The sequence below is a fragment of the Pseudomonas sp. genome, from assembly GCF_002796985.1.
Taxonomy (GTDB): Bacteria; Pseudomonadota; Gammaproteobacteria; order Pseudomonadales; family Pseudomonadaceae; genus Pseudomonas.
The window spans coordinates 360,076-376,200 of the sequence record NZ_PEKX01000004.1 but is presented as its reverse complement, the minus strand read 5'-3'; the positions used below and the strand labels follow the sequence as shown (position 1 = coordinate 376,200).

The window sequence follows — 16,125 nt, the reverse complement described above, 5'->3', positions numbered from 1 at the left end:
TGCTCAAGGCCGCCGTAGAGCGGTCCGCAGTCGCTGAAGTTGCGGCGTTTCTTTTCAACCACTCCCTGAAGGAAACGACCCAAATGAGCTTTGTCAAAGCGAAAGATGGCACTGAAATCTTCTACAAGGATTGGGGCAGCGGGCAGCCGGTGGTGTTCTCCCATGGCTGGCCGCTGAATGCCGACGCCTGGGACGCGCAGATGCTGTTCCTGGTGCAGAAGGGCTACCGGGTCATCGCCCATGACCGGCGCGGCCACGGCCGGTCGGGCCAGCCGGCCAACGGCAATGACATGGACACCTACGCGGACGACCTGGCAGCAGTGATCGATGCGCTGGGACTCAAGGGCGCCACGCTGGTGGGCCACTCTACCGGCGGTGGCGAGGTGACGCGCTACATCGGCCGGCATGGCACCAAGCGCCTGGCCGGCGCGGTGCTGATCGGTGCGGTGCCGCCGCTGATGCTCAAGACGGCCGACAACCCCGGCGGTCTGCCGGTCGACGTGTTCGACGGCATCCGCAAGGGTGTGAAGGAAGACCGCTCGCAGTTCTTCAAGGATCTGGCGGTGCCGTTCTACGGCTACAACCGTGCAGGCGCGAAGCAGTCCCAGGGAGTGATCGACAATTTCTGGCTGCAGGGCATGACCGGCGGGCACCTTGGGCAATACCTGTGCATTCACGAATTCTCCGAGGTGGATTACACCGAGGACCTGAAGAAGATCGACGTGCCGGCGCTGATCCTGCACGGCGACGACGACCAGATCGTACCCATCGGTGCCGCTGGCCAGCGTTCGGTGGAACTGGTGCAGAAGGGCGAGTTGAAGGTCTACAAGGGGGCGCCGCACGGCATGTGCACCACCCTGGCCGATCAGGTGAACGAGGACCTGCTGGGCTTCCTCAACCGCTGAAATGAAGCGGCCGGGGCCAAGGGGTCCCGGCATTCCACGGTTGGATCAACGATCGTCCGAACGCCCACCCACGGTCCGATTGATGGCGCTCAGCGCGGTGTTGAAGCGCACCGTTTCATTGAAGCTGCGAACGATGGCGCTGAAGCGCTCCTTGGCGTCCACCAGTTGCTTGAAGCGTTCGGTCAGCTCGTTGTCTTTCTGTTGCAACAGCGTCTCGCGGCCATCCAGCTCGGCGTGGCGGATGCGCATCTGCGCCAGTTTGCGCTCCAACTGCTCCTGCTCCGACTGCAGCACTTCGCTGCGCTTGGTGGTGGCACGGTCGCGGCTGTCGACGGTCTCCGCCAGGCCTTGCAGGGTGGCACTGCGTTCGGCCAGGGTGGCGGTCTGCTGCTCGCCGAGTCGGGTCAATGCGGCCTTCTCCTGCTGTAACCGTTGCTCCCATTGGCGCAGCGTGTCTTCGCGTTCGTTGAGCAGGCGCTCGCGTTCATCGGCCTGCTCCTGGCGCACGTCCAGGGTCTCGCGCTCCCTGATGGATTCCAGGCGTTGCTGCGACAGGCCCTGGGCCATGCCCGCGAGGGAGTCCAGGGTGGTCTGCACGTCTTGCAGCACGTTCTCGGTGTCGCTGGCCTGTGGCGAGACGGCCGCCGCCAGTAGCTGATCGGCCTGGCTGAGTGGGCTGTCGGAGGGAGCGGCCGACGTACCGGCTGCCTTCGCGGTTGGCCGGTTTGCCTCGCGCTGGAGCGTTTCGTCCAGCTTGTCGAGTTGGTCCAGGGTGTGCTGCGCGCTGTGCTGCTGTTTCAGGGCGTAATCGGTGGCACCGGCCGAGTAGGCGGATGCCTGACCGGTGGCTCCGGCCAGCGGGTCCGGCAACTGGCCGGGTGGCAGGTCATAGCGCTGTGACAGATGGTCGTCCGGGTTGGCGAGTGGGCGCTGCGAATCGGCCGGGCCGGTGCCTTCGCTGGGCTCCTTGGAATTGCGAATGCTCATGCTGTTCTCCTGGTGCTGTTCCTTCGAGTTGCCCGTCGGCATCTGGGTGAGAGGGCTGGGGCGCGGTGCAAATAGGCCACCCAGGCGGGCGGTGAACTGGCGAACGCGAGACATACCGGGAAGCGGCTGGGGTGGCGCCGCTGCCGGAGATTGGAGCTGCGCCTGCAACCGGGCGGGTGGTGCCGATGGTGATATGTCGAATCGCTCTGGCATGGCGAAGCTCACGGCGGTGGGCAGTCTTGATCGCCGGGCTGCATGGCTCGCTATCAGGCTACTGCCTTTGGGGCGGGAGCCGATTCCATCCGGCGCTGGGCGTCTTGGTCTGCGGGCGCCCAGAAGCAGTTTAGGTCGCTCCGGGCGATTCGCCGGGAAACAGGCCACAGTGGCGGAGACGGTGACGAACGGTTGAGCGCTACCGGTGCTCCAGTGCGTTCACCAACGTACCCAGTGGAGCAAGCAGAAAGACGCGCACACACCCCAGGGGTCGACGGTCAACTGGTCGGTGATCGCATGACCGGTGGACGGTCATGGCGGAGCTCCGGCTCGGGAGCCCGCCAGCATCGCCGTTGCTCCGGCTGATACTCAGTGCGCCGGGCGCGCCGGTGGCATGCGCCGCCGATGGATGCGGTAGAACTGGTAGAGCACGCCGAGGATGAGTAGCAGCAGGGCGATCATCACCGCCGTCTGCACCGGTGGTGAATCCGGCCCCTGGCCGATGGGGTTGGAGGGCGGCAGGCGCGACAGGGATTCATTGAGCGTGGGGATCATCATCAGGAAGAAGCTGAAGCTCATCGCCGCCGTTTCCAGGTATTCGCCCAGCCCGCCCAGGGCGCTGATCCGTTGCGCGTAGCTGGCCACTGCAACAGAGAGCAGGCAGAGGAGGCCAATGGCATGCCCGGCGTTGAAGCCGCCGGTGCTGGACAGGCCGAAAGCCGTCAGCACGCCGAGGATCATTCCGTAGACGTACCAGCGCCCGACCGGGCTGCGCGGGTCGATGCGCCCCGCGCGATAGAACGCCCAGATACCGGCCATCAGCGGCACCAGGCTGATGGCGGTATGCACGATACCCAGGGTGGACAGGGGGTTGGCCATGACGAACACCTCGCAAGCGGACACTCGTTCGCGGATATGGGCGCCACGCATCCACGGGCTGTGCCGGAGCGCGGAGGCGCGGGTGTGTTGTCAGGTTAGACGCAACCCGCGTGGGAGTAAGGCTACGCCGAACTCAGCCGACGAGCGTCACCGCCGCTTGTTGAGCCAGTGCGCCAGGCAGGCCCCTGGAACGCCTGGCGCCAGCGGCAAAGCCGTTCAGGCCAATTCCTGACAAACATCGATCCAGTCCGCCGCCACCAACTGCGCCATGCGCAGCGGTTCGATCCTCACCGCGCTGTGCACCGCACCCGCCGCCGGCAGCACCTCGTCGAATGCCTGCAGCGACACATCGCAATACACCGGCAGCGGCGTCGCCAGGCCGAACGGGCAGACGCCGCCCACCGGATGCCCGGTCAGCGCCACTACGTCCTCGACGCCGAGCATCTTGGCCTTGCCGCCGAACGCTTCCTTGAGCTTGCGGTTGTCCAGCCGCGCATCGCCGCGGGCCACCACCAGCACGGTGCGCTCGCCCACCCGCAGGGACAGGGTCTTGGCGATGCGGCCTGGCTCCACGCCGTGGGCTTCGGCGGCGAGGGCGACGGTGGCGGTGCTGGTTTCCAGCTCGATGATGGCGATGTCCGGGGCCTTTTCGGCGAAGAAGGCGCGAACCGATTCCAGGCTCATGGGGCAATGCTCCGTGTCGTGGGAAAAGGCCTGAATCTAGGGAGCGCGGTCGGGGCTGTCCAGTCAGCCATTCGTCTGCCGCTGGCGGCATGGCGGTTGGATACCGAGAAACTTGAACTCGCTCCCGGTCGTCGCGCGCTCCCGTGAATCCGCGGCTCGCTCACGGCACCGTCATGACCACCGGCCTATGCTCAGAGCCCCCCATAGACCCACTCGAATTTTTTTTGCGTGGCATGTCGATCAGCCGTCACGCCCTTCGACTATTCGTCAGGAACCGGAAGCAACCGGCCGCCACGCTGGCAATTACAAGAGAATGACAAGAGGAGAAAGACCATGCGTTTCATGGTGATCGTCAAAGCCACCGCCGACTCCGAAGCCGGTGTAATGCCCAAGGAAGAACTGCTCGCCGCCATGGGGGCCTACAACGAGGAGCTGGTGAAGGCCGGTGTGATGCTGGCTGGCGAAGGCCTGCAGCCCAGCGCAAAGGGCGCGCGGGTGCGCTTCGATGGCGCGTCGCGGCAGGTAATCGACGGCCCGTTCGCCGAAACCAGGGAGCTGATCGCCGGCTTCTGGATCATGCAGACCGCCTCGCTGCAGGAGTGCATCGACTGGGTCAAGCGCTCCCCCAATCCGTTCGACGGCGAGTCCGAGATCGAGATCCGGCAGGTCTTCGAGGCCGAGGACTTCGGCGCCGAATTCACCCCTGAACTGCGCGAACAGGAAGAACGCCTGCGCGCCGAAATCGCCAGTAAATCCTGAGCCTGGAGGAAACTACCATGTTGATGAATGCCTACCTGGTCTTCGACGGCAACTGCGAAGAAGCCTTCCGCTATTACGCCGAAGTGCTGCATGGCGAGCTGCCGCACCTGATGCGCTTCTCCGATGCGCCGGGCTGCGAGGACATGCCCGAGGCGCTGAAGAACCGCATCATCCACGTCCGCCTGGAAGTGGGCGGACACGTGCTGATGGGCTCGGACGCCTCCCCGCAGTGCGGCCAGTACGAGGGCGTGAAGGGTGTGTCGATCACCCTCAACGTCGACACCAAGGCCGAAGCCCGGCGCATCTTCGAAGCCCTCGGCAAGGGCGGCAAGGTCACCATGCCGCTGGAGCAGACCTTCTGGGCCGAGCTGTTCGGCGCGCTGGAGGATCGCTTCGGGGTGCCGTGGATGATCAATTGCGAGAAGGAAGCTTAAGCGCACAGGCGAGCCGATCGCGGACGGAGTCCGCTCCTACACCAAGGCCAACCCTGGCGTAGGAGCGGACTCTGTCCGCGATTGCTTCACTCCGGCGCGATCCCGCCTGCTGCACGAAACCGCTCCGGCGTCGTCCCGGTGAACCGCTGGAAAGCCCGGTGGAAACTGGTGACGTGTTCATAGCCGAGCAGGAAGGCAATTTCCTGCAACGCCATCCGGCTGGCCAGCAGATAACGCTGGGCCAGCGCCATCCGCACTTCCAGCACGATTCCCTTGAAGGTCAGCCCGTGCTCGCGCAGCCGGCGCTGCAATGTATGCGGCGGCAGACGCAGCCAGGCGGCGGTCTGCTCCAGGTCCGGCAGTGGGATACGCGCGTTCTGCAGCAGGTAGTAGCGCACATCGTCCGGCAGCGCAGAGCCGCGCTCGAAGCTGGCCAAAGTCGCCGCGCCTTGCGCCTGGCACAGCCGGCTCACCGACGGGTTGGCGGTGGAGAAGGGCTGGTCGTGGAAGGCCTTGGGCATCCACAGCTCGGCCTGTTCGGCGTTGAAATGGCTGCAGCCGGGGAACAGCTCGCCGTAGAGCGCGGCATGGGCCGGCGGCGGGTAGGGCAGGTGCAGTTGCATGCCGGCGCAGCTCTCCAGGTCCGGCAGGCGCTGGCACAGCCAGCGCCAGGTACTGCTCAGCCACTCCTCGCAGAGAGCGATGCGCTCCACCTCGCTGAAGGGCGGTAGCTGCAGCGTCAGGCGGATGTGCTCGCCGACTTCCTCGCGGTGGGTGTGGATCGGGTGCGGCATCAGGCTCGATGGCTGGCCGAGGGAGATATCCCAGGAGCGCCGCAGGTTGGCCGCGCTGATCAGCGCGTAGCCGATCACCCCCAGGTCATAGAGGTTGTAGCGCTGGCCCAGGCGCAGGAAGAAGTCGCTCGGGCCGAGCAGCCCGGCGGCCTGTTGCAGCAGCCGATAGTAGCGGGCGAAGTTCATCTCGGCGGCCGCCGCTTCGCCGCTGCTTGGCAGGCCGAGACCGCCCAGCAAGGGCGCCAGCGCGGGCTGGGCGGGGCGGGCGCGCCACTCATCGAGGAAGTGGCGGAACAGCTGGCGGGCGGCGTAATCGATGTCGAAGGAGGCGGTGGGCATGGCGCAGGCTCAGGCTGTCGTCTTGTGCTAGTGAGTTGTCATCTTATGCTAGTCAGCAGCCGAAAGCCGAGCCCTATACTGCCTCCACGGACAAGAACAACAAGGGCTACCCATGACCGCTCCGGACCGCTTCCGCTCCTCCAATTCCCCCACCGAACGCTTTGCCGAACTGCTGCTGCACAACGGCCGCTTCTACACCCTCGACCCCGCCCAGCCCTGGGCCGAGGCCGTGGCCATCCGCGACGGCCGGCTGCTGGCGGTGGGGCGCCGCGAGGACATGGAGCACCTGATCGGCCCGGACACCCTGGTGCGCGACCTCGAAGGCGCGTTCTGCATGCCCGGCCTGCACGACATGCACACCCACCCGGACCTGGCGCTGAACCCGCGTTACGCCGACGATCTCGACGTCGGCATCGAGGACCCGACTCCGGAGCAATTGGCGAAAGCCATCCGCGACTACGCCGACAGCCACCCCGGCGACGGTTGGGTCTATGGCCAGTACTGGGTGCGCTACACCTTCCGCGAAGCCGGGCTGAAGCCGGGCCGCGAGTGGCTCGACAGCATCCTGCCGGATCGCCCGGTGGCGCTGCTCGACCGCATGTGGGGCACCATGATGGTCAACTCCCGCGCGCTGGAACTGGCCGGCATCGACGCCAGCACCGCCGACCCGCGCAACGGCTACCTGGAGCGTGACGAACTGACCGGCGAGCCCAACGGCCTGATGATCGACGGAGCCTACGCGCTGATCCACGCTGCGATGCCGCCGACCCCGGCCAAGGTGCTGCGCCAGTCCTACCGCGAGGGCGTGCACTTCCAGAGCTCGCGCGGCGTCACCGCGGCCAAGTACCTGCACGTCTGCGAGAACCGCCTGGATGCGCTCAAGTACCTCGACGACGCCGGGCAACTGACCCTGCGCGTGGAGGCGGCGATCAGCTGGCAGGACGACATCTTCCCGGTGCGCCGCCGCTGGGAGCTGCTCAGCGGCGAGCGCCACTACTACCGCAGCGCACGGCTATCGGCGAATGCGGTGAAGTTCCACTTCGACGGCACCGTCGAGCCGCGCTCGTCCTTCCTTATTACGCCCTGGCCAGGTGAGGACGGGGCGGGCGGGAGCGCCTGGCGCGGCAAGCTCAACCTGACGCCCGAGCACATCACCGACATGGTGGTGGACATGGATAGCCGCGGCATCCGCGTCATCGCCCACTGCACCGGCGATGCGGCGTCCGACGTGTTCCTCGACGCGGTGGCCGAAGCGCGCCGGCGCAACGGTTTCAGTGGCGTGCGTCACCAGTGTGCACACAGCACCATCCTGCATCCGGGCAACCTCAAGCGCTTCCGCGAACTGGAAGTGATCGCCGAGTTTTCCCCGGCGGCCTGGTACCCGACGCCCTTCGCCAGTGGCGCGCGTTCGGGCTACGGCGCCGATCGCCTGAAACGCATCTACGACTTCAAGGGCGTACTGGCTGCCGGCGGCATCGCGGTATTCGGCACCGACTGGCCGGTGGCGTCCATCGACCCCTGGCTGGCGCTGGAAACCCTGGTCACCCGGCAGAACCCGTGGAACGACGACCCGGCCTGCTTCGGTGAGCCGATCAGCCTGGAGCAGGCGATCCGCGTGGCAACGCTCAATGGCGCCTATGCCATGGGCCTGGAGAAGCTCACCGGCAGCCTGGAGGCGGGCAAGTCGGCGGACTTCATCGTCCTCGACCGCAATCTGTTCGAGCAGCCGGCACGCAATTTCATCCACCGCACCGAAGTGCAACTGACCTTCGTCGAGGGTCGCCCGGTCTACGACCGGCTCGGCCAGTTCAGCGATACCGCGCTGGCGGCGGTCTGGCAGGGCGAGCCGCCGCGTATCGAAGGCGTCAACGCATGAACACCGCGAGCATCCCGGTGACGGTGGTGGCCGGCTTCCTCGGTGCCGGCAAGACCACGCTGCTGCGCAACCTGCTGGAGCGCTGCGAAGGCCGGCGCCTGGCGGTGATCGTCAATGACTTCGGCGAGCTGAACATCGACGCCGGCATGATCGCCGAGCAGACCGAGGCCGTGTACAGCCTGGAGAACGGCTGCATCTGTTGCACCGTGCAGGACGATCTGCTGGCGCAACTGGAGCGCCTGGCCAACCTGCACCCACCGCTGGAGCAGGTGGTGATCGAGTGCAGCGGGGTGTCCGACCCGCAGCGCATCGTGCAGACGCTGGGCTATCCGAAACTGCGCCGGCGCCTGCATCTGGACGCGGTGCTGACCGTGGTGGACGCGGCGCGGCGCGAGCCGCTGGAAGGCGAGTACGCGCGACTGGAGCGCATGCAGGCGGCAGCCGCCGACCTGCTGCTGCTGAACAAATGCGATTTGCTGGAGGCCGACGAGCTGGCCGCGCAGCGCGAGCGCTTTGGCCGTGGCGCGCGGGTGCTGGAGACCATCCAGGCGCAGATCCCTGACGAGCTGCTGCTGGGCGAGCCGTCGCGCAAGCTGCGACCCCATGGGCAGGACGGCATCGATCATGGCGAGCTGTTCGACAGCTGGAGCTGGCAGGGCGAGGCGAGCTTCGATGGCGCGCGGCTGAAGCACTGGCTGGAAATGCTCCCGCGCGGCCTGCTGCGTCTCAAGGGGCTGATTCGCCTGGCGGGGCAGGGCGAGACGGTCTGGCTGCAATATGTCGGTGGGCGTTTTCAGCTGCGCCCGGCAACGGCGGCCGAGGCGGCGCAGGGTTCGCGGTTGGTGTTCATCGCGGAGAAGGATGCGGGGTTGCGGGTTGATCTTGAAGCCGGGCTGCACAACTGCTTTTCGTAGGATCGAGGGGGACGCCTAGTTCTTGCTCGCGAACAGCCCATAGCCGGAGCGGCCGGGAAGTGGTTCGCGAGCAAGCTCGCTCCTGCAAGGTCAGCTGCCGAGCAGCAGGCAATAAAAAACCGGCCACCAGGGCCGGTTTTTCGTCACGCGCCTAACTCAGCGGTATTCGCAGAGGTAGGCGGTGTCCTGGGCGACCTTCAGCTGGAACTTGCTGTTGGCCGGCACGGTGAAGTTGCTGCCGCCTTCGAAGGTTTCCCAGCTGTCGCTACCCGGCAGCTTGACGGTCAGCGCGCCGGCGACGACGTGCATCACCTCCAGCTGGCTGGTGCCGAATTCATATTCGCCGGGAGCCATCACGCCAATGGTGGCGGGGCCTGCGGTCATGTCGAAGGCGATGGATTTGACGGTGCCGTCGAAGTACTCGTTGACCTTGAACATGGGCTTCTCCTGCTAGAGGGGTGAAAAAGGGCTCGCCAGTATGCCCAAGGCCGCAGGCCCCGTCACTAGAGCGGCGCAGGCGACCATGCGGTCAGTGATTGAAGGAGGGTTTCAGCCGGCGACGGGCAGGGTCAGCGGCAGCAGCCGGGCGGTATTGCGGGCATCTTCCAGGGCGCGGTGCGGCTGCCCCTGGAAGTGCAGGCCGGCCAGGTGCAGCGCGGCGTTCAGGCCCACCGGGCGCTTGAGCTGGCGGGCCTGGGCGAAGCGCTGCTTGAGGTTGACGTGGGGAACGCGGGCCAGGTGGCTGTCCAGTTGCTGGCGGCGCCATTCCAACTCCAACTGATGGCGGTCGTAGTCACCCCAGCTGGTCCAGCCCGCCAGCCGGGGGCTGTGCTGCGCGAGCCAGCGCTCGAACTGCGGCCACACCTCGCGCAGGGGCGCGGCGGCGTCGACGTTGGCCTGGGTGATGTGGGTGAGTTCGCGGCAGAAGGTCGTCAGCAGCGGGCGCCGCTGCGGGCGGACGAAACGCTGGAAGTGGTCCAGCTCGCGGCCGTCGGCCTCGGCCACCAGGCTGGCGCCGATCTCGATGATTTCCATCTCCTCGACCGGCCAGCCGCCTTCCTCGGTGGTGGCTTCCAGGTCGATTACCAGCCAGTGGGGCATAGTCGGTGCTCGTGGTTGGGTTCGAAACGAGTATGGAAGGCGTTTGAGGGACCGGCAAACCGCTGTGCTAGGCTGACCGCCTTCATGGACAAGGGGACTGCGATGGCGAAAGTGGCTTTCATCGGCCTGGGCGTGATGGGTTACCCCATGGCCGGGCACCTGGCGCGCGAAGGGCATGAGGTGTGCGTCTATAACCGCACCGCGAGCCGCGCGGCCCAGTGGGTCAAGCAGTTTGGCGGCCGCTCGGCCGATACCCCGCGTGACGCCGCGCAATGGGCGGACTTCGTGATGTGCTGCGTGGGCAACGATGACGACCTGCGCAGTGTGGTGCTGGGCGACGACGGCGCATTGGCCGGCATGCAGCCCGGCGCCGTGCTGGTGGACCACACCACTGCTTCGGCGGAAGTGGCCCGCGAACTGGCGCTGACAGCGGCCGAGCGCGAGCTGAGCTTCCTCGATGCCCCGGTTTCCGGCGGCCAGGCGGGCGCCGAGAACGGTGCGCTGACGGTGATGGTCGGCGGCGATGCGGACATCTACGCCCGCGCCGAGCCGGTGATCGCCACCTATTCACGCATGGTGCGACGCATGGGGCCGGTGGGCAGCGGCCAACTGACCAAGATGGTCAATCAGATCTGCGTCGGCGGCTTGCTGCAGGGGTTGTCCGAGGCGCTGCACTTCGCCCAGAGCGCCGGCCTCGACGGCTTGGCGGCGATGGAAGTGATCAGCAAGGGCGCTGCGCAGTCCTGGCAACTGGAGAACCGTCACCAGAGCATGCTCGAAGGCCGCTTCGACTTCGGCTTTGCCGTGGACTGGATGCGCAAGGACCTGGGGATCGTCCTCGACGAGGCTCGTCGCAACGGCGCGCAACTGCCCGTCACGGCGCTGGTCGACCAGTTCTACGCCGAGGTGCAGGCCGCCGGTGGCGGGCGCTGGGACACTTCCAGTCTGATCACCCGCCTTCAGGACCCGTCCGAGTCCTGATCGCTTTCTCCCCCGCAGGTGGCGCTATCGGTCGCGGAGGTCGTCGTGCGCCGCCCCTGATCGCTTCAGGCGCGGAAGATAAAGTACACCGCGCCCAGCAGGCACATGCCGGCCCATAGATAGTCGAGCTTCAGTGGCTGCTGCATGAAGTACACGCTGAACGGCACGAAGACCGCCAGCGTGATGACTTCCTGCATGATCTTCAGTTGCCCCACCGACATCACTGTGTAGCCGATGCGGTTGGCCGGCACCTGCAGCAAGTACTCGAACAGTGCGATCCCCCAGCTGACCAGCGCCGCGATGATCCAGGGCTTGCTGCTCAGGGTTTTCAGGTGGCCGTACCAGGCAAAGGTCATGAACAGGTTGGAGAGCGACAGAAGAAACGCGGTTTGCAGCCAGACCGGCATGGCAGCGGCTCCAGTAAGGGACTGCGCCTGAGCCTAGTGGATGCGCGACTCGACAGCCAAGGGGCGCGGAGGTGATGAAGTTCGTATGCTGGGGAGGCGCGGCACGGCTGGTCGCTGGCGCGCCCGTGGTGGCTGGAGTTCCCCGCTGATCCGGCCAGCTTGGCGGAATGGTCGACGAGCTATATGCTCGGCGACCTATTTCTGCTGGCTCCGGCGCTGGAGCCTGAAGGGCAGCATCTGAACGTGGCGTTGCCCGAGGGCTGCTGCGCTCCAGCCCATGATTTCCCTGTCGAGAGTTCATCCATGCAATGCCGTATCGGCTGTGGCGCGTGCTGCATCGCGCCGTCGATTTCCTCGCCCATTCCCGGCATGCCTGACGGCAAGCCGGCAGGCGTGCGCTGCGTGCAGCTGGATGAGCGCAATCTGTGCCAACTATTCGGCGACGCGCGGCGCCCAAAGGTCTGTGCGGCCTTCGATGCGGACGCCGATGCCTGCGGCAGCAGCAACGAGCAGGCCCTCCTGATCCTCACCGAGTGGGAGCGCATCACGGCTGCCTGATGTGACTTGGAAGTCACGTTTTCGCGGTCCATACTGACGCCCCGACCCGCTCAAGACCGCGGATTGCAAAGGGGTGACGCAATTGCCGGCCCCACAAGATCAAGAATAAAGAGAGGTAAGACGATGCGTGGTGTATTGCGTATGACCCTGCTGGCCACAGCCGTAATGGGCTTTGCCGGCACTGCCCTGGCCGAAGACTGGAAGCTGGAGAAGGAAGAAGACGGCGTGAAGGTCTTCCTCAGCCCCGTTGCCGGCTCCAAGTACAAGGCCTACCGTGGCGTCGTCGACATCAAGGCCGATGTGGCCAAGATCAACGCCCTGCAGGAAGACGTGGCCGGCTCCTGCAAGTGGATCCACGCCTGCGGCGAGATGCGCCTGCTGAAAACCGAAGGCGACAATTCCTGGACCTACTCGAAGATCGACATGCCCTGGCCGGTCACCGGCCGCGACGTGGTGATCCACGTGACCACCGAGAAGACCGCCGACGGCGGCCTGATCCGTCACCTGAAGGCCGAGCCGACCTACATCCCGGAAGAAAAGGGTGAAATCCGCGTGCCGAAGCTGATCGGCGAGTGGAAGCTGGTGCCCAAGGGCGCTGGCGTGACCGAAGTGACCTACCAGGTACAGACCGAGCCGGGCGGCAGCATCCCTTCCTGGCTGGCCAACAGCTTCGTGGTCGATGCGCCGCTGAACACCCTGAAGGGCCTGCGCAGCGCTGCCGAGAAGTAATAGGCGCAGTCGCCTGCCTCGTGAAAAAACCGCCTTCGGGCGGTTTTTTGTTTCTGGGGAGTGGTGTCCTGGCGGGATAAACTGGCGTCTATCGGCTGCGTACCGACTCCACTCCGCCTCGAGTTGCAAGGAAATCCATGACCGACGTCGTCGACCTGTTCGACATCCAGTACTTCTGGATCCTGCTCGCCATCCTCTGGTTCCTGTTCTGCTGGATCGGCTATACCCGCTACGCCAAGACCAAGGCCCGCGACACCGCGTGCCTGGCCAGTGTGCTGCACCTCTATCGCCAGGACTGGATGCGCCGTGTGCTGCTGCGCGACAACCGCGTCGCGGACGCCAGCGTGATCGGCAACCTGGAGCGCAACGCTTCGTTCTTTGCCTCCAGCACCCTGATCATCCTCGCCGGTATCCTGACCTTGCTGGGCTCGGCGGAGCGCACGGTGTCGGTGCTCGCCGATCTCCCGTTCGTCATGCCTCCCACCCGCGGCCTGTCGGAGTTCAAGCTGCTGTGCCTGGCAGTGGTGTTCGTCTACGCGTTCTTCACCTTCAGCTGGTGCATGCGCCAGTACAACTTCGCCGCCGTGCTGATCGGCTCCGCGCCCATGGTGGGGGAACGCAATGTCGGCGAGCTGGAACGCAAGTCCTTCGCAGAGCGCGCGGCGCGCGTGGTGTCCCTGGCCGCGCACCAGTTCAACCAGGGGCTGCGCTCCTACTATTTCGGCATGGCCATGCTGGCCTGGTTCATCAACCCGTGGATCTTCATCCTGGTGACGGCCGGTGTCGTCGGGGTGCTGTACCAGCGCGAGTTCCATTCCAGCGTGCTCCATGTGATGGTCTACACGCCGACGCTCCAGGGTGACGCGCCGCGGGACAACGACATTCCCCCCAGCGGCTGACAGCCAACGGCAGAAACGACAAGGCCCGCAAAATGCGGGCCTTGTGCTGTACGGCGGAAGCGCGATTACTGCTTTTGCTCGTCGCCGGCGGGCTCCTGCGGCGCGGTGGCCGGGGCAGCCGGAGTAGCCGGGGCGGCTTCAGGTGCCGGCGGGGTGGTCGGCGCCGGAGTCGCCGGCTGCTCGGTTGCGGCGGGCGCAGCCGGGGCTTTCTGCTCTTCTTTCTTGTCACAGGCGGCAAGGCCCAGACCGGCGACGAGGATCAGAGCGAGGGGAAGGTTTTTTTTCATGCGGAGCCTCCATGTGCGGCTTTCCTGGTGTTAGCCCTTTGAACAAGGGTTGTGTGAATTAGTTCAACGAATATTCCTCAGGCCCTGTATTTCATCACTGCAGGAGTGACAGCGACCGAGTTATGATGCCGCCCCGTGCAGTCAATCGGTCGTCTTTCGTCATGTCCGAAAACCCACTCCTTGAGCGCGCCCAGCGCTTTCTCTCGGCGCTGCGTCACTGCCAATTGCTGGGCATCAGCGCACACGCGGCAGACGCCTCCGGCCTGACCCTGCGGCTTCCGTACAGCGAGGCCATCGTCGGTAACCCGGAAACCGGTGTGATCCACGGCGGCGCCATTACCACGCTGATGGACACCACCTGCGGTATCTCCACCGTCTGCGTGCTGCCGCAGTTCGAGATCTGCCCGACTCTGGACCTGCGCATCGACTACATGCACCCGGCCGATCCACACAAGGATGTCTACGGGTTCGCCGAGTGCTACCGGGTCACCCCGAACATCATCTTTACCCGCGGCTACGCCTACCAGGACGATCCTTCCGAGCCCATCGCCCACGTGGTGGGCACCTTCATGCGCATGGGCAAGGCGATTTCCGCCGGCGCGGTGAAGCGCGACGTCGATGGAGGCCAGGGATGAGCAAGGTGAACATCGAGCAGATGGTGCGCGCCGCGCACGAGAGCAAGAACTACGACCCGCTGCTGGACATGATCCCCTACGCCCGGCTGCTCGGTATTCGCTGCCTGCGCCTGGGCGACGACGCGATCTTCCAGCTGCCGGCCAACCCGGACAACATCGGCAACCCCACGCTGCCGGCCCTGCATGGCGGCGTGATCGCCGGCTTCATGGAGCACTCGGCGCTGCTGCACCTGTTGATGTTCATGGGCATTCCGCACATGCCCAAGATCATCGACTTCTCCATCGACTACCTGCGTGCCGGGCATTTCCGCGATACCTATGCGCAATGCCAGGTATGGCGCCAGGGCCGGCGCGTGGCCAACGTCGCCATCACCGCCTGGCAGACCACCCGTACCGAGCCCATCGCCACCGCCCGCGCGCACTTCAAGGTCGACGGCGCCTGAATGGATACGCTGCTGATCCTGCTCGGCCTGCTGCTGATCATCGCCGGGTACGTCTGGCTGATCGCCCGCGCCTTCGAACGCAGCCTGTTCTGGGGCCTGGCCAGCCTGCTACCGCCGCTGGCGCTGCTGTTTGTCCTGGTTCACTGGCGCCACGCCCGTAGCGCCGTGGCGCTCGGCAGTCTGGGCTGCATTCCGCTGGTGGTCGGCCTGACGATGCTGGCCAGCCAGGACAGTGCGCGACTGGAGGCCATCCTGCGCCTGGAATGGCTGAAACCCGAGCCGGTTGCCAAGCCCGAACTGGCCATCGATCTGCGTGGGGAGCTCAACGGCAAGCGCTTCGTGCCCGAGCAGGCCGAATTCATCGACGGCGTGCTCAGTCTGCGCGAAGGGCAGGACTTCTATGCCCACCGAGAGCTGCAGGTGCGCCTGGCCGCTCCGGTCAGCGGCCCGATCAGGCTGGATGTGCTGCCCGACGACAAGGGCAGCCTGCCGGAAATCGAAGTCAGCTGGCTCGCGCCTGGCCAGGACTTGCCCGAAGCGGTGCGCCTGCAACGCGGCTACAGCCTGCACCTGGACCTGACGCCGAAGGCCCCCAACCGCATGGAAGGCGCTTTCCACCTGGTGCTGCCGACGGAGATGCGGACCACGCTGTCCGGCACTCTCGAGGTGTTCACCGACCGCCTGCGCTACCGCAACGGCGAGGTCGATACCCGCTTCGATTCCCGCGATACCCTGCGTTATGTGCTGCAGGACTATCTGCAGCGGCGCTTCGCTAGCCGTGATGTCACCATCACCCGCCTGCCTACCCTGGATACCCAGCGTGCCACCCAGGAAGTTCCGTTGAGTCTCATCGTCGGCGGCGAGCCGCAGGACCTGCAGGTGACACTGGAGAAGAACCCGACGCGAGGGTGGGGCGTTCGTGACGACCGCTACCCCCGGCTGAAGGCGGTCAGCACAGCCGTGCTTCCGGTCTCGGCAGCCGTCCCGGTGAAAGTGAGCCCCCCAGTGCAGCCGACGCCGGAAAGCGGGCATCTTTCCCTGGAACGCCTGCTGGCCGCGCCCCAGCGCTATATCAACCGCAGCATGCGGGCGACCACCGAGCGTGGCCGGATCGCCGAGGGTGTTTTCGTTGGCTTGAACGCCGATGGGCGCATCGTCATCCGCCAGGTCATCGAGGGGCCGGGCGAGGCCAGCTACACCCTGCGTCCCAGCGAAGTGACGGACATCGAACTGTCGGCACGCTGACCGCCCACCGGCGATTTTTCTCCAACCCCTTGAATTGGCTCGGGAAGCCCCCATCT

20 protein-coding genes and 1 pseudogene are annotated in these 16,125 nt (G+C 65.8%); 13 read left to right on the top strand and 8 right to left on the bottom strand.

Going from position 1 to position 16,125, the window contains the following annotated elements; translation table 11 throughout:
- Positions 1-83 precede the first annotated feature (83 nt).
- On the top strand, positions 84-905 hold the full coding sequence (locus tag CTR55_RS04625; RefSeq protein ID WP_296284371.1) for an alpha/beta hydrolase: 822 nt from the start codon (positions 84-86) through the stop codon (positions 903-905).
- Between the two features lie 45 nt (positions 906-950).
- On the opposite strand, the gene CTR55_RS04620 is transcribed toward CTR55_RS04625, so the two are convergent.
- From CTR55_RS04620 to CTR55_RS04610, 3 genes are all read right to left on the bottom strand, one after another.
- Positions 951-1,892, bottom strand: a complete 942-nt coding sequence (locus CTR55_RS04620; protein ID WP_296284370.1) for a hypothetical protein — start codon at positions 1,890-1,892, stop codon at positions 951-953.
- A 582-nt stretch (positions 1,893-2,474) separates the two neighbouring features.
- A complete protein-coding gene (locus tag CTR55_RS04615; RefSeq protein ID WP_296284369.1) occupies positions 2,475-2,984 on the bottom strand; it encodes a hypothetical protein in 510 nt (169 codons plus the stop codon).
- 216 nt (positions 2,985-3,200) lie between these two features.
- A complete protein-coding gene (locus CTR55_RS04610) occupies positions 3,201-3,668 on the bottom strand; it encodes a YbaK/EbsC family protein (RefSeq protein WP_296284368.1) in 468 nt (155 codons plus the stop codon).
- A gap of 333 nt (positions 3,669-4,001) precedes the next feature.
- Between CTR55_RS04610 and CTR55_RS04605 the strand changes: the two genes are divergently transcribed.
- Both CTR55_RS04605 and CTR55_RS04600 read left to right on the top strand, forming a co-directional pair.
- Positions 4,002-4,427: a YciI family protein gene (locus CTR55_RS04605; protein ID WP_296284367.1), complete on the top strand. Its 426-nt coding sequence runs from the start codon at positions 4,002-4,004 to the stop codon at positions 4,425-4,427.
- 17 nt (positions 4,428-4,444) lie between these two features.
- Positions 4,445-4,861 carry a VOC family protein gene (locus CTR55_RS04600; RefSeq protein ID WP_296284366.1) on the top strand — a complete coding sequence of 139 codons (417 nt, stop codon included), beginning with the start codon at positions 4,445-4,447 and terminating at the stop codon, positions 4,859-4,861.
- An 86-nt stretch (positions 4,862-4,947) separates the two neighbouring features.
- On the opposite strand, the gene CTR55_RS04595 is transcribed toward CTR55_RS04600, so the two are convergent.
- Positions 4,948-5,994 (bottom strand): AraC family transcriptional regulator, encoded by a 1,047-nt coding sequence (locus CTR55_RS04595; RefSeq protein WP_296284365.1) that lies wholly within the window; start codon positions 5,992-5,994, stop codon positions 4,948-4,950.
- A 112-nt stretch (positions 5,995-6,106) separates the two neighbouring features.
- Here CTR55_RS04595 and CTR55_RS04590 point away from each other — a divergent pair, with 112 nt between their 5' ends.
- Positions 6,107-7,870 (top strand): amidohydrolase, encoded by a 1,764-nt coding sequence (locus CTR55_RS04590; RefSeq protein WP_296284364.1) that lies wholly within the window; start codon positions 6,107-6,109, stop codon positions 7,868-7,870.
- Positions 7,867-8,784, top strand: a complete 918-nt coding sequence (locus CTR55_RS04585) for a GTP-binding protein (protein ID WP_296284363.1) — start codon at positions 7,867-7,869, stop codon at positions 8,782-8,784. The genes CTR55_RS04590 and CTR55_RS04585 overlap by 4 nt, the downstream gene beginning before the upstream one ends.
- Before the next feature lie 156 nt (positions 8,785-8,940).
- On the opposite strand, the gene CTR55_RS04580 is transcribed toward CTR55_RS04585, so the two are convergent.
- Entirely contained in the window at positions 8,941-9,222 is a 282-nt protein-coding gene (locus tag CTR55_RS04580; RefSeq protein ID WP_024765480.1) for a pyrimidine/purine nucleoside phosphorylase, read from the bottom strand.
- 111 nt (positions 9,223-9,333) lie between these two features.
- Complete coding sequence (locus tag CTR55_RS04575; RefSeq protein WP_296284362.1) at positions 9,334-9,885, bottom strand: exonuclease domain-containing protein; 552 nt, start codon at positions 9,883-9,885, stop codon at positions 9,334-9,336.
- A gap of 84 nt (positions 9,886-9,969) precedes the next feature.
- Here CTR55_RS04575 and CTR55_RS04570 point away from each other — a divergent pair, with 84 nt between their 5' ends.
- Positions 9,970-10,866 carry an NAD(P)-dependent oxidoreductase gene (locus tag CTR55_RS04570; protein ID WP_296284361.1) on the top strand — a complete coding sequence of 299 codons (897 nt, stop codon included), beginning with the start codon at positions 9,970-9,972 and terminating at the stop codon, positions 10,864-10,866.
- A gap of 65 nt (positions 10,867-10,931) precedes the next feature.
- On the opposite strand, the gene CTR55_RS04565 is transcribed toward CTR55_RS04570, so the two are convergent.
- A complete protein-coding gene (locus CTR55_RS04565) occupies positions 10,932-11,273 on the bottom strand; it encodes a DMT family protein (RefSeq protein ID WP_296284360.1) in 342 nt (113 codons plus the stop codon).
- Between the two features lie 114 nt (positions 11,274-11,387).
- Here CTR55_RS04565 and CTR55_RS27365 point away from each other — a divergent pair.
- The 4 genes and pseudogenes from CTR55_RS27365 to CTR55_RS04550 form a co-directional block, all read left to right on the top strand.
- A pseudogene (locus CTR55_RS27365) lies at positions 11,388-11,522 on the top strand (hypothetical protein); the annotation flags it as partial.
- A 54-nt stretch (positions 11,523-11,576) separates the two neighbouring features.
- Complete coding sequence (locus tag CTR55_RS04560) at positions 11,577-11,831, top strand: YkgJ family cysteine cluster protein (protein ID WP_296284400.1); 255 nt, start codon at positions 11,577-11,579, stop codon at positions 11,829-11,831.
- Between the two features lie 123 nt (positions 11,832-11,954).
- Positions 11,955-12,560 carry an START domain-containing protein gene (locus tag CTR55_RS04555; protein ID WP_296284359.1) on the top strand — a complete coding sequence of 202 codons (606 nt, stop codon included), beginning with the start codon at positions 11,955-11,957 and terminating at the stop codon, positions 12,558-12,560.
- A gap of 137 nt (positions 12,561-12,697) precedes the next feature.
- Complete coding sequence (locus CTR55_RS04550; protein ID WP_296284358.1) at positions 12,698-13,459, top strand: DUF599 family protein; 762 nt, start codon at positions 12,698-12,700, stop codon at positions 13,457-13,459.
- Between the two features lie 65 nt (positions 13,460-13,524).
- Here CTR55_RS04550 and CTR55_RS04545 read toward each other — a convergent pair whose 3' ends face one another.
- Entirely contained in the window at positions 13,525-13,746 is a 222-nt protein-coding gene (locus CTR55_RS04545) for a hypothetical protein (protein WP_296284357.1), read from the bottom strand.
- A gap of 161 nt (positions 13,747-13,907) precedes the next feature.
- Here CTR55_RS04545 and CTR55_RS04540 point away from each other — a divergent pair, with 161 nt between their 5' ends.
- The 3 genes from CTR55_RS04540 to CTR55_RS04530 are packed head-to-tail and all read left to right on the top strand — an operon-like array spanning position 13,908 to position 16,069.
- A complete protein-coding gene (locus tag CTR55_RS04540; protein WP_296284356.1) occupies positions 13,908-14,381 on the top strand; it encodes a PaaI family thioesterase in 474 nt (157 codons plus the stop codon).
- On the top strand, positions 14,378-14,824 hold the full coding sequence (locus CTR55_RS04535) for a PaaI family thioesterase (RefSeq protein ID WP_296284355.1): 447 nt from the start codon (positions 14,378-14,380) through the stop codon (positions 14,822-14,824). Before CTR55_RS04540 ends, CTR55_RS04535 begins: the two co-directional genes overlap by 4 nt.
- Entirely contained in the window at positions 14,825-16,069 is a 1,245-nt protein-coding gene (locus CTR55_RS04530) for an MFS transporter (RefSeq protein WP_296284354.1), read from the top strand.
- Positions 16,070-16,125: the final 56 nt, after the last annotated feature.

What these genes read in the sequence shown, in the direction of transcription:
- CTR55_RS04535 (WP_296284355.1), top strand. Translation starts at nt 14,378, where the DNA reads ATGAGCAAGGTGAACATCGAGCAGATGGTGCGCGCCGCGCACGAGAGC.
- CTR55_RS04550 (WP_296284358.1), top strand. Translation starts at nt 12,698, where the DNA reads ATGACCGACGTCGTCGACCTGTTCGACATCCAGTACTTCTGGATCCTG.
- CTR55_RS04585 (WP_296284363.1), top strand. Translation starts at nt 7,867, where the DNA reads ATGAACACCGCGAGCATCCCGGTGACGGTGGTGGCCGGCTTCCTCGGT.
- CTR55_RS04555 (WP_296284359.1), top strand. Translation starts at nt 11,955, where the DNA reads ATGCGTGGTGTATTGCGTATGACCCTGCTGGCCACAGCCGTAATGGGC.
- CTR55_RS04615 (WP_296284369.1), bottom strand. Translation starts at nt 2,984, where the DNA reads ATGGCCAACCCCCTGTCCACCCTGGGTATCGTGCATACCGCCATCAGC.
- CTR55_RS04600 (WP_296284366.1), top strand. Translation starts at nt 4,445, where the DNA reads ATGTTGATGAATGCCTACCTGGTCTTCGACGGCAACTGCGAAGAAGCC.
- CTR55_RS04625 (WP_296284371.1), top strand. Translation starts at nt 84, where the DNA reads ATGAGCTTTGTCAAAGCGAAAGATGGCACTGAAATCTTCTACAAGGAT.
- CTR55_RS04570 (WP_296284361.1), top strand. Translation starts at nt 9,970, where the DNA reads ATGGACAAGGGGACTGCGATGGCGAAAGTGGCTTTCATCGGCCTGGGC.
- CTR55_RS04620 (WP_296284370.1), bottom strand. Translation starts at nt 1,892, where the DNA reads ATGAGCATTCGCAATTCCAAGGAGCCCAGCGAAGGCACCGGCCCGGCC.
- CTR55_RS04545 (WP_296284357.1), bottom strand. Translation starts at nt 13,746, where the DNA reads ATGAAAAAAAACCTTCCCCTCGCTCTGATCCTCGTCGCCGGTCTGGGC.
- CTR55_RS04575 (WP_296284362.1), bottom strand. Translation starts at nt 9,885, where the DNA reads ATGCCCCACTGGCTGGTAATCGACCTGGAAGCCACCACCGAGGAAGGC.
- CTR55_RS04590 (WP_296284364.1), top strand. Translation starts at nt 6,107, where the DNA reads ATGACCGCTCCGGACCGCTTCCGCTCCTCCAATTCCCCCACCGAACGC.
- CTR55_RS04595 (WP_296284365.1), bottom strand. Translation starts at nt 5,994, where the DNA reads ATGCCCACCGCCTCCTTCGACATCGATTACGCCGCCCGCCAGCTGTTC.
- CTR55_RS04560 (WP_296284400.1), top strand. Translation starts at nt 11,577, where the DNA reads ATGCAATGCCGTATCGGCTGTGGCGCGTGCTGCATCGCGCCGTCGATT.
- CTR55_RS04605 (WP_296284367.1), top strand. Translation starts at nt 4,002, where the DNA reads ATGCGTTTCATGGTGATCGTCAAAGCCACCGCCGACTCCGAAGCCGGT.
- CTR55_RS04540 (WP_296284356.1), top strand. Translation starts at nt 13,908, where the DNA reads ATGTCCGAAAACCCACTCCTTGAGCGCGCCCAGCGCTTTCTCTCGGCG.
- CTR55_RS04580 (WP_024765480.1), bottom strand. Translation starts at nt 9,222, where the DNA reads ATGTTCAAGGTCAACGAGTACTTCGACGGCACCGTCAAATCCATCGCC.
- CTR55_RS04530 (WP_296284354.1), top strand. Translation starts at nt 14,825, where the DNA reads ATGGATACGCTGCTGATCCTGCTCGGCCTGCTGCTGATCATCGCCGGG.
- CTR55_RS04610 (WP_296284368.1), bottom strand. Translation starts at nt 3,668, where the DNA reads ATGAGCCTGGAATCGGTTCGCGCCTTCTTCGCCGAAAAGGCCCCGGAC.
- CTR55_RS04565 (WP_296284360.1), bottom strand. Translation starts at nt 11,273, where the DNA reads ATGCCGGTCTGGCTGCAAACCGCGTTTCTTCTGTCGCTCTCCAACCTG.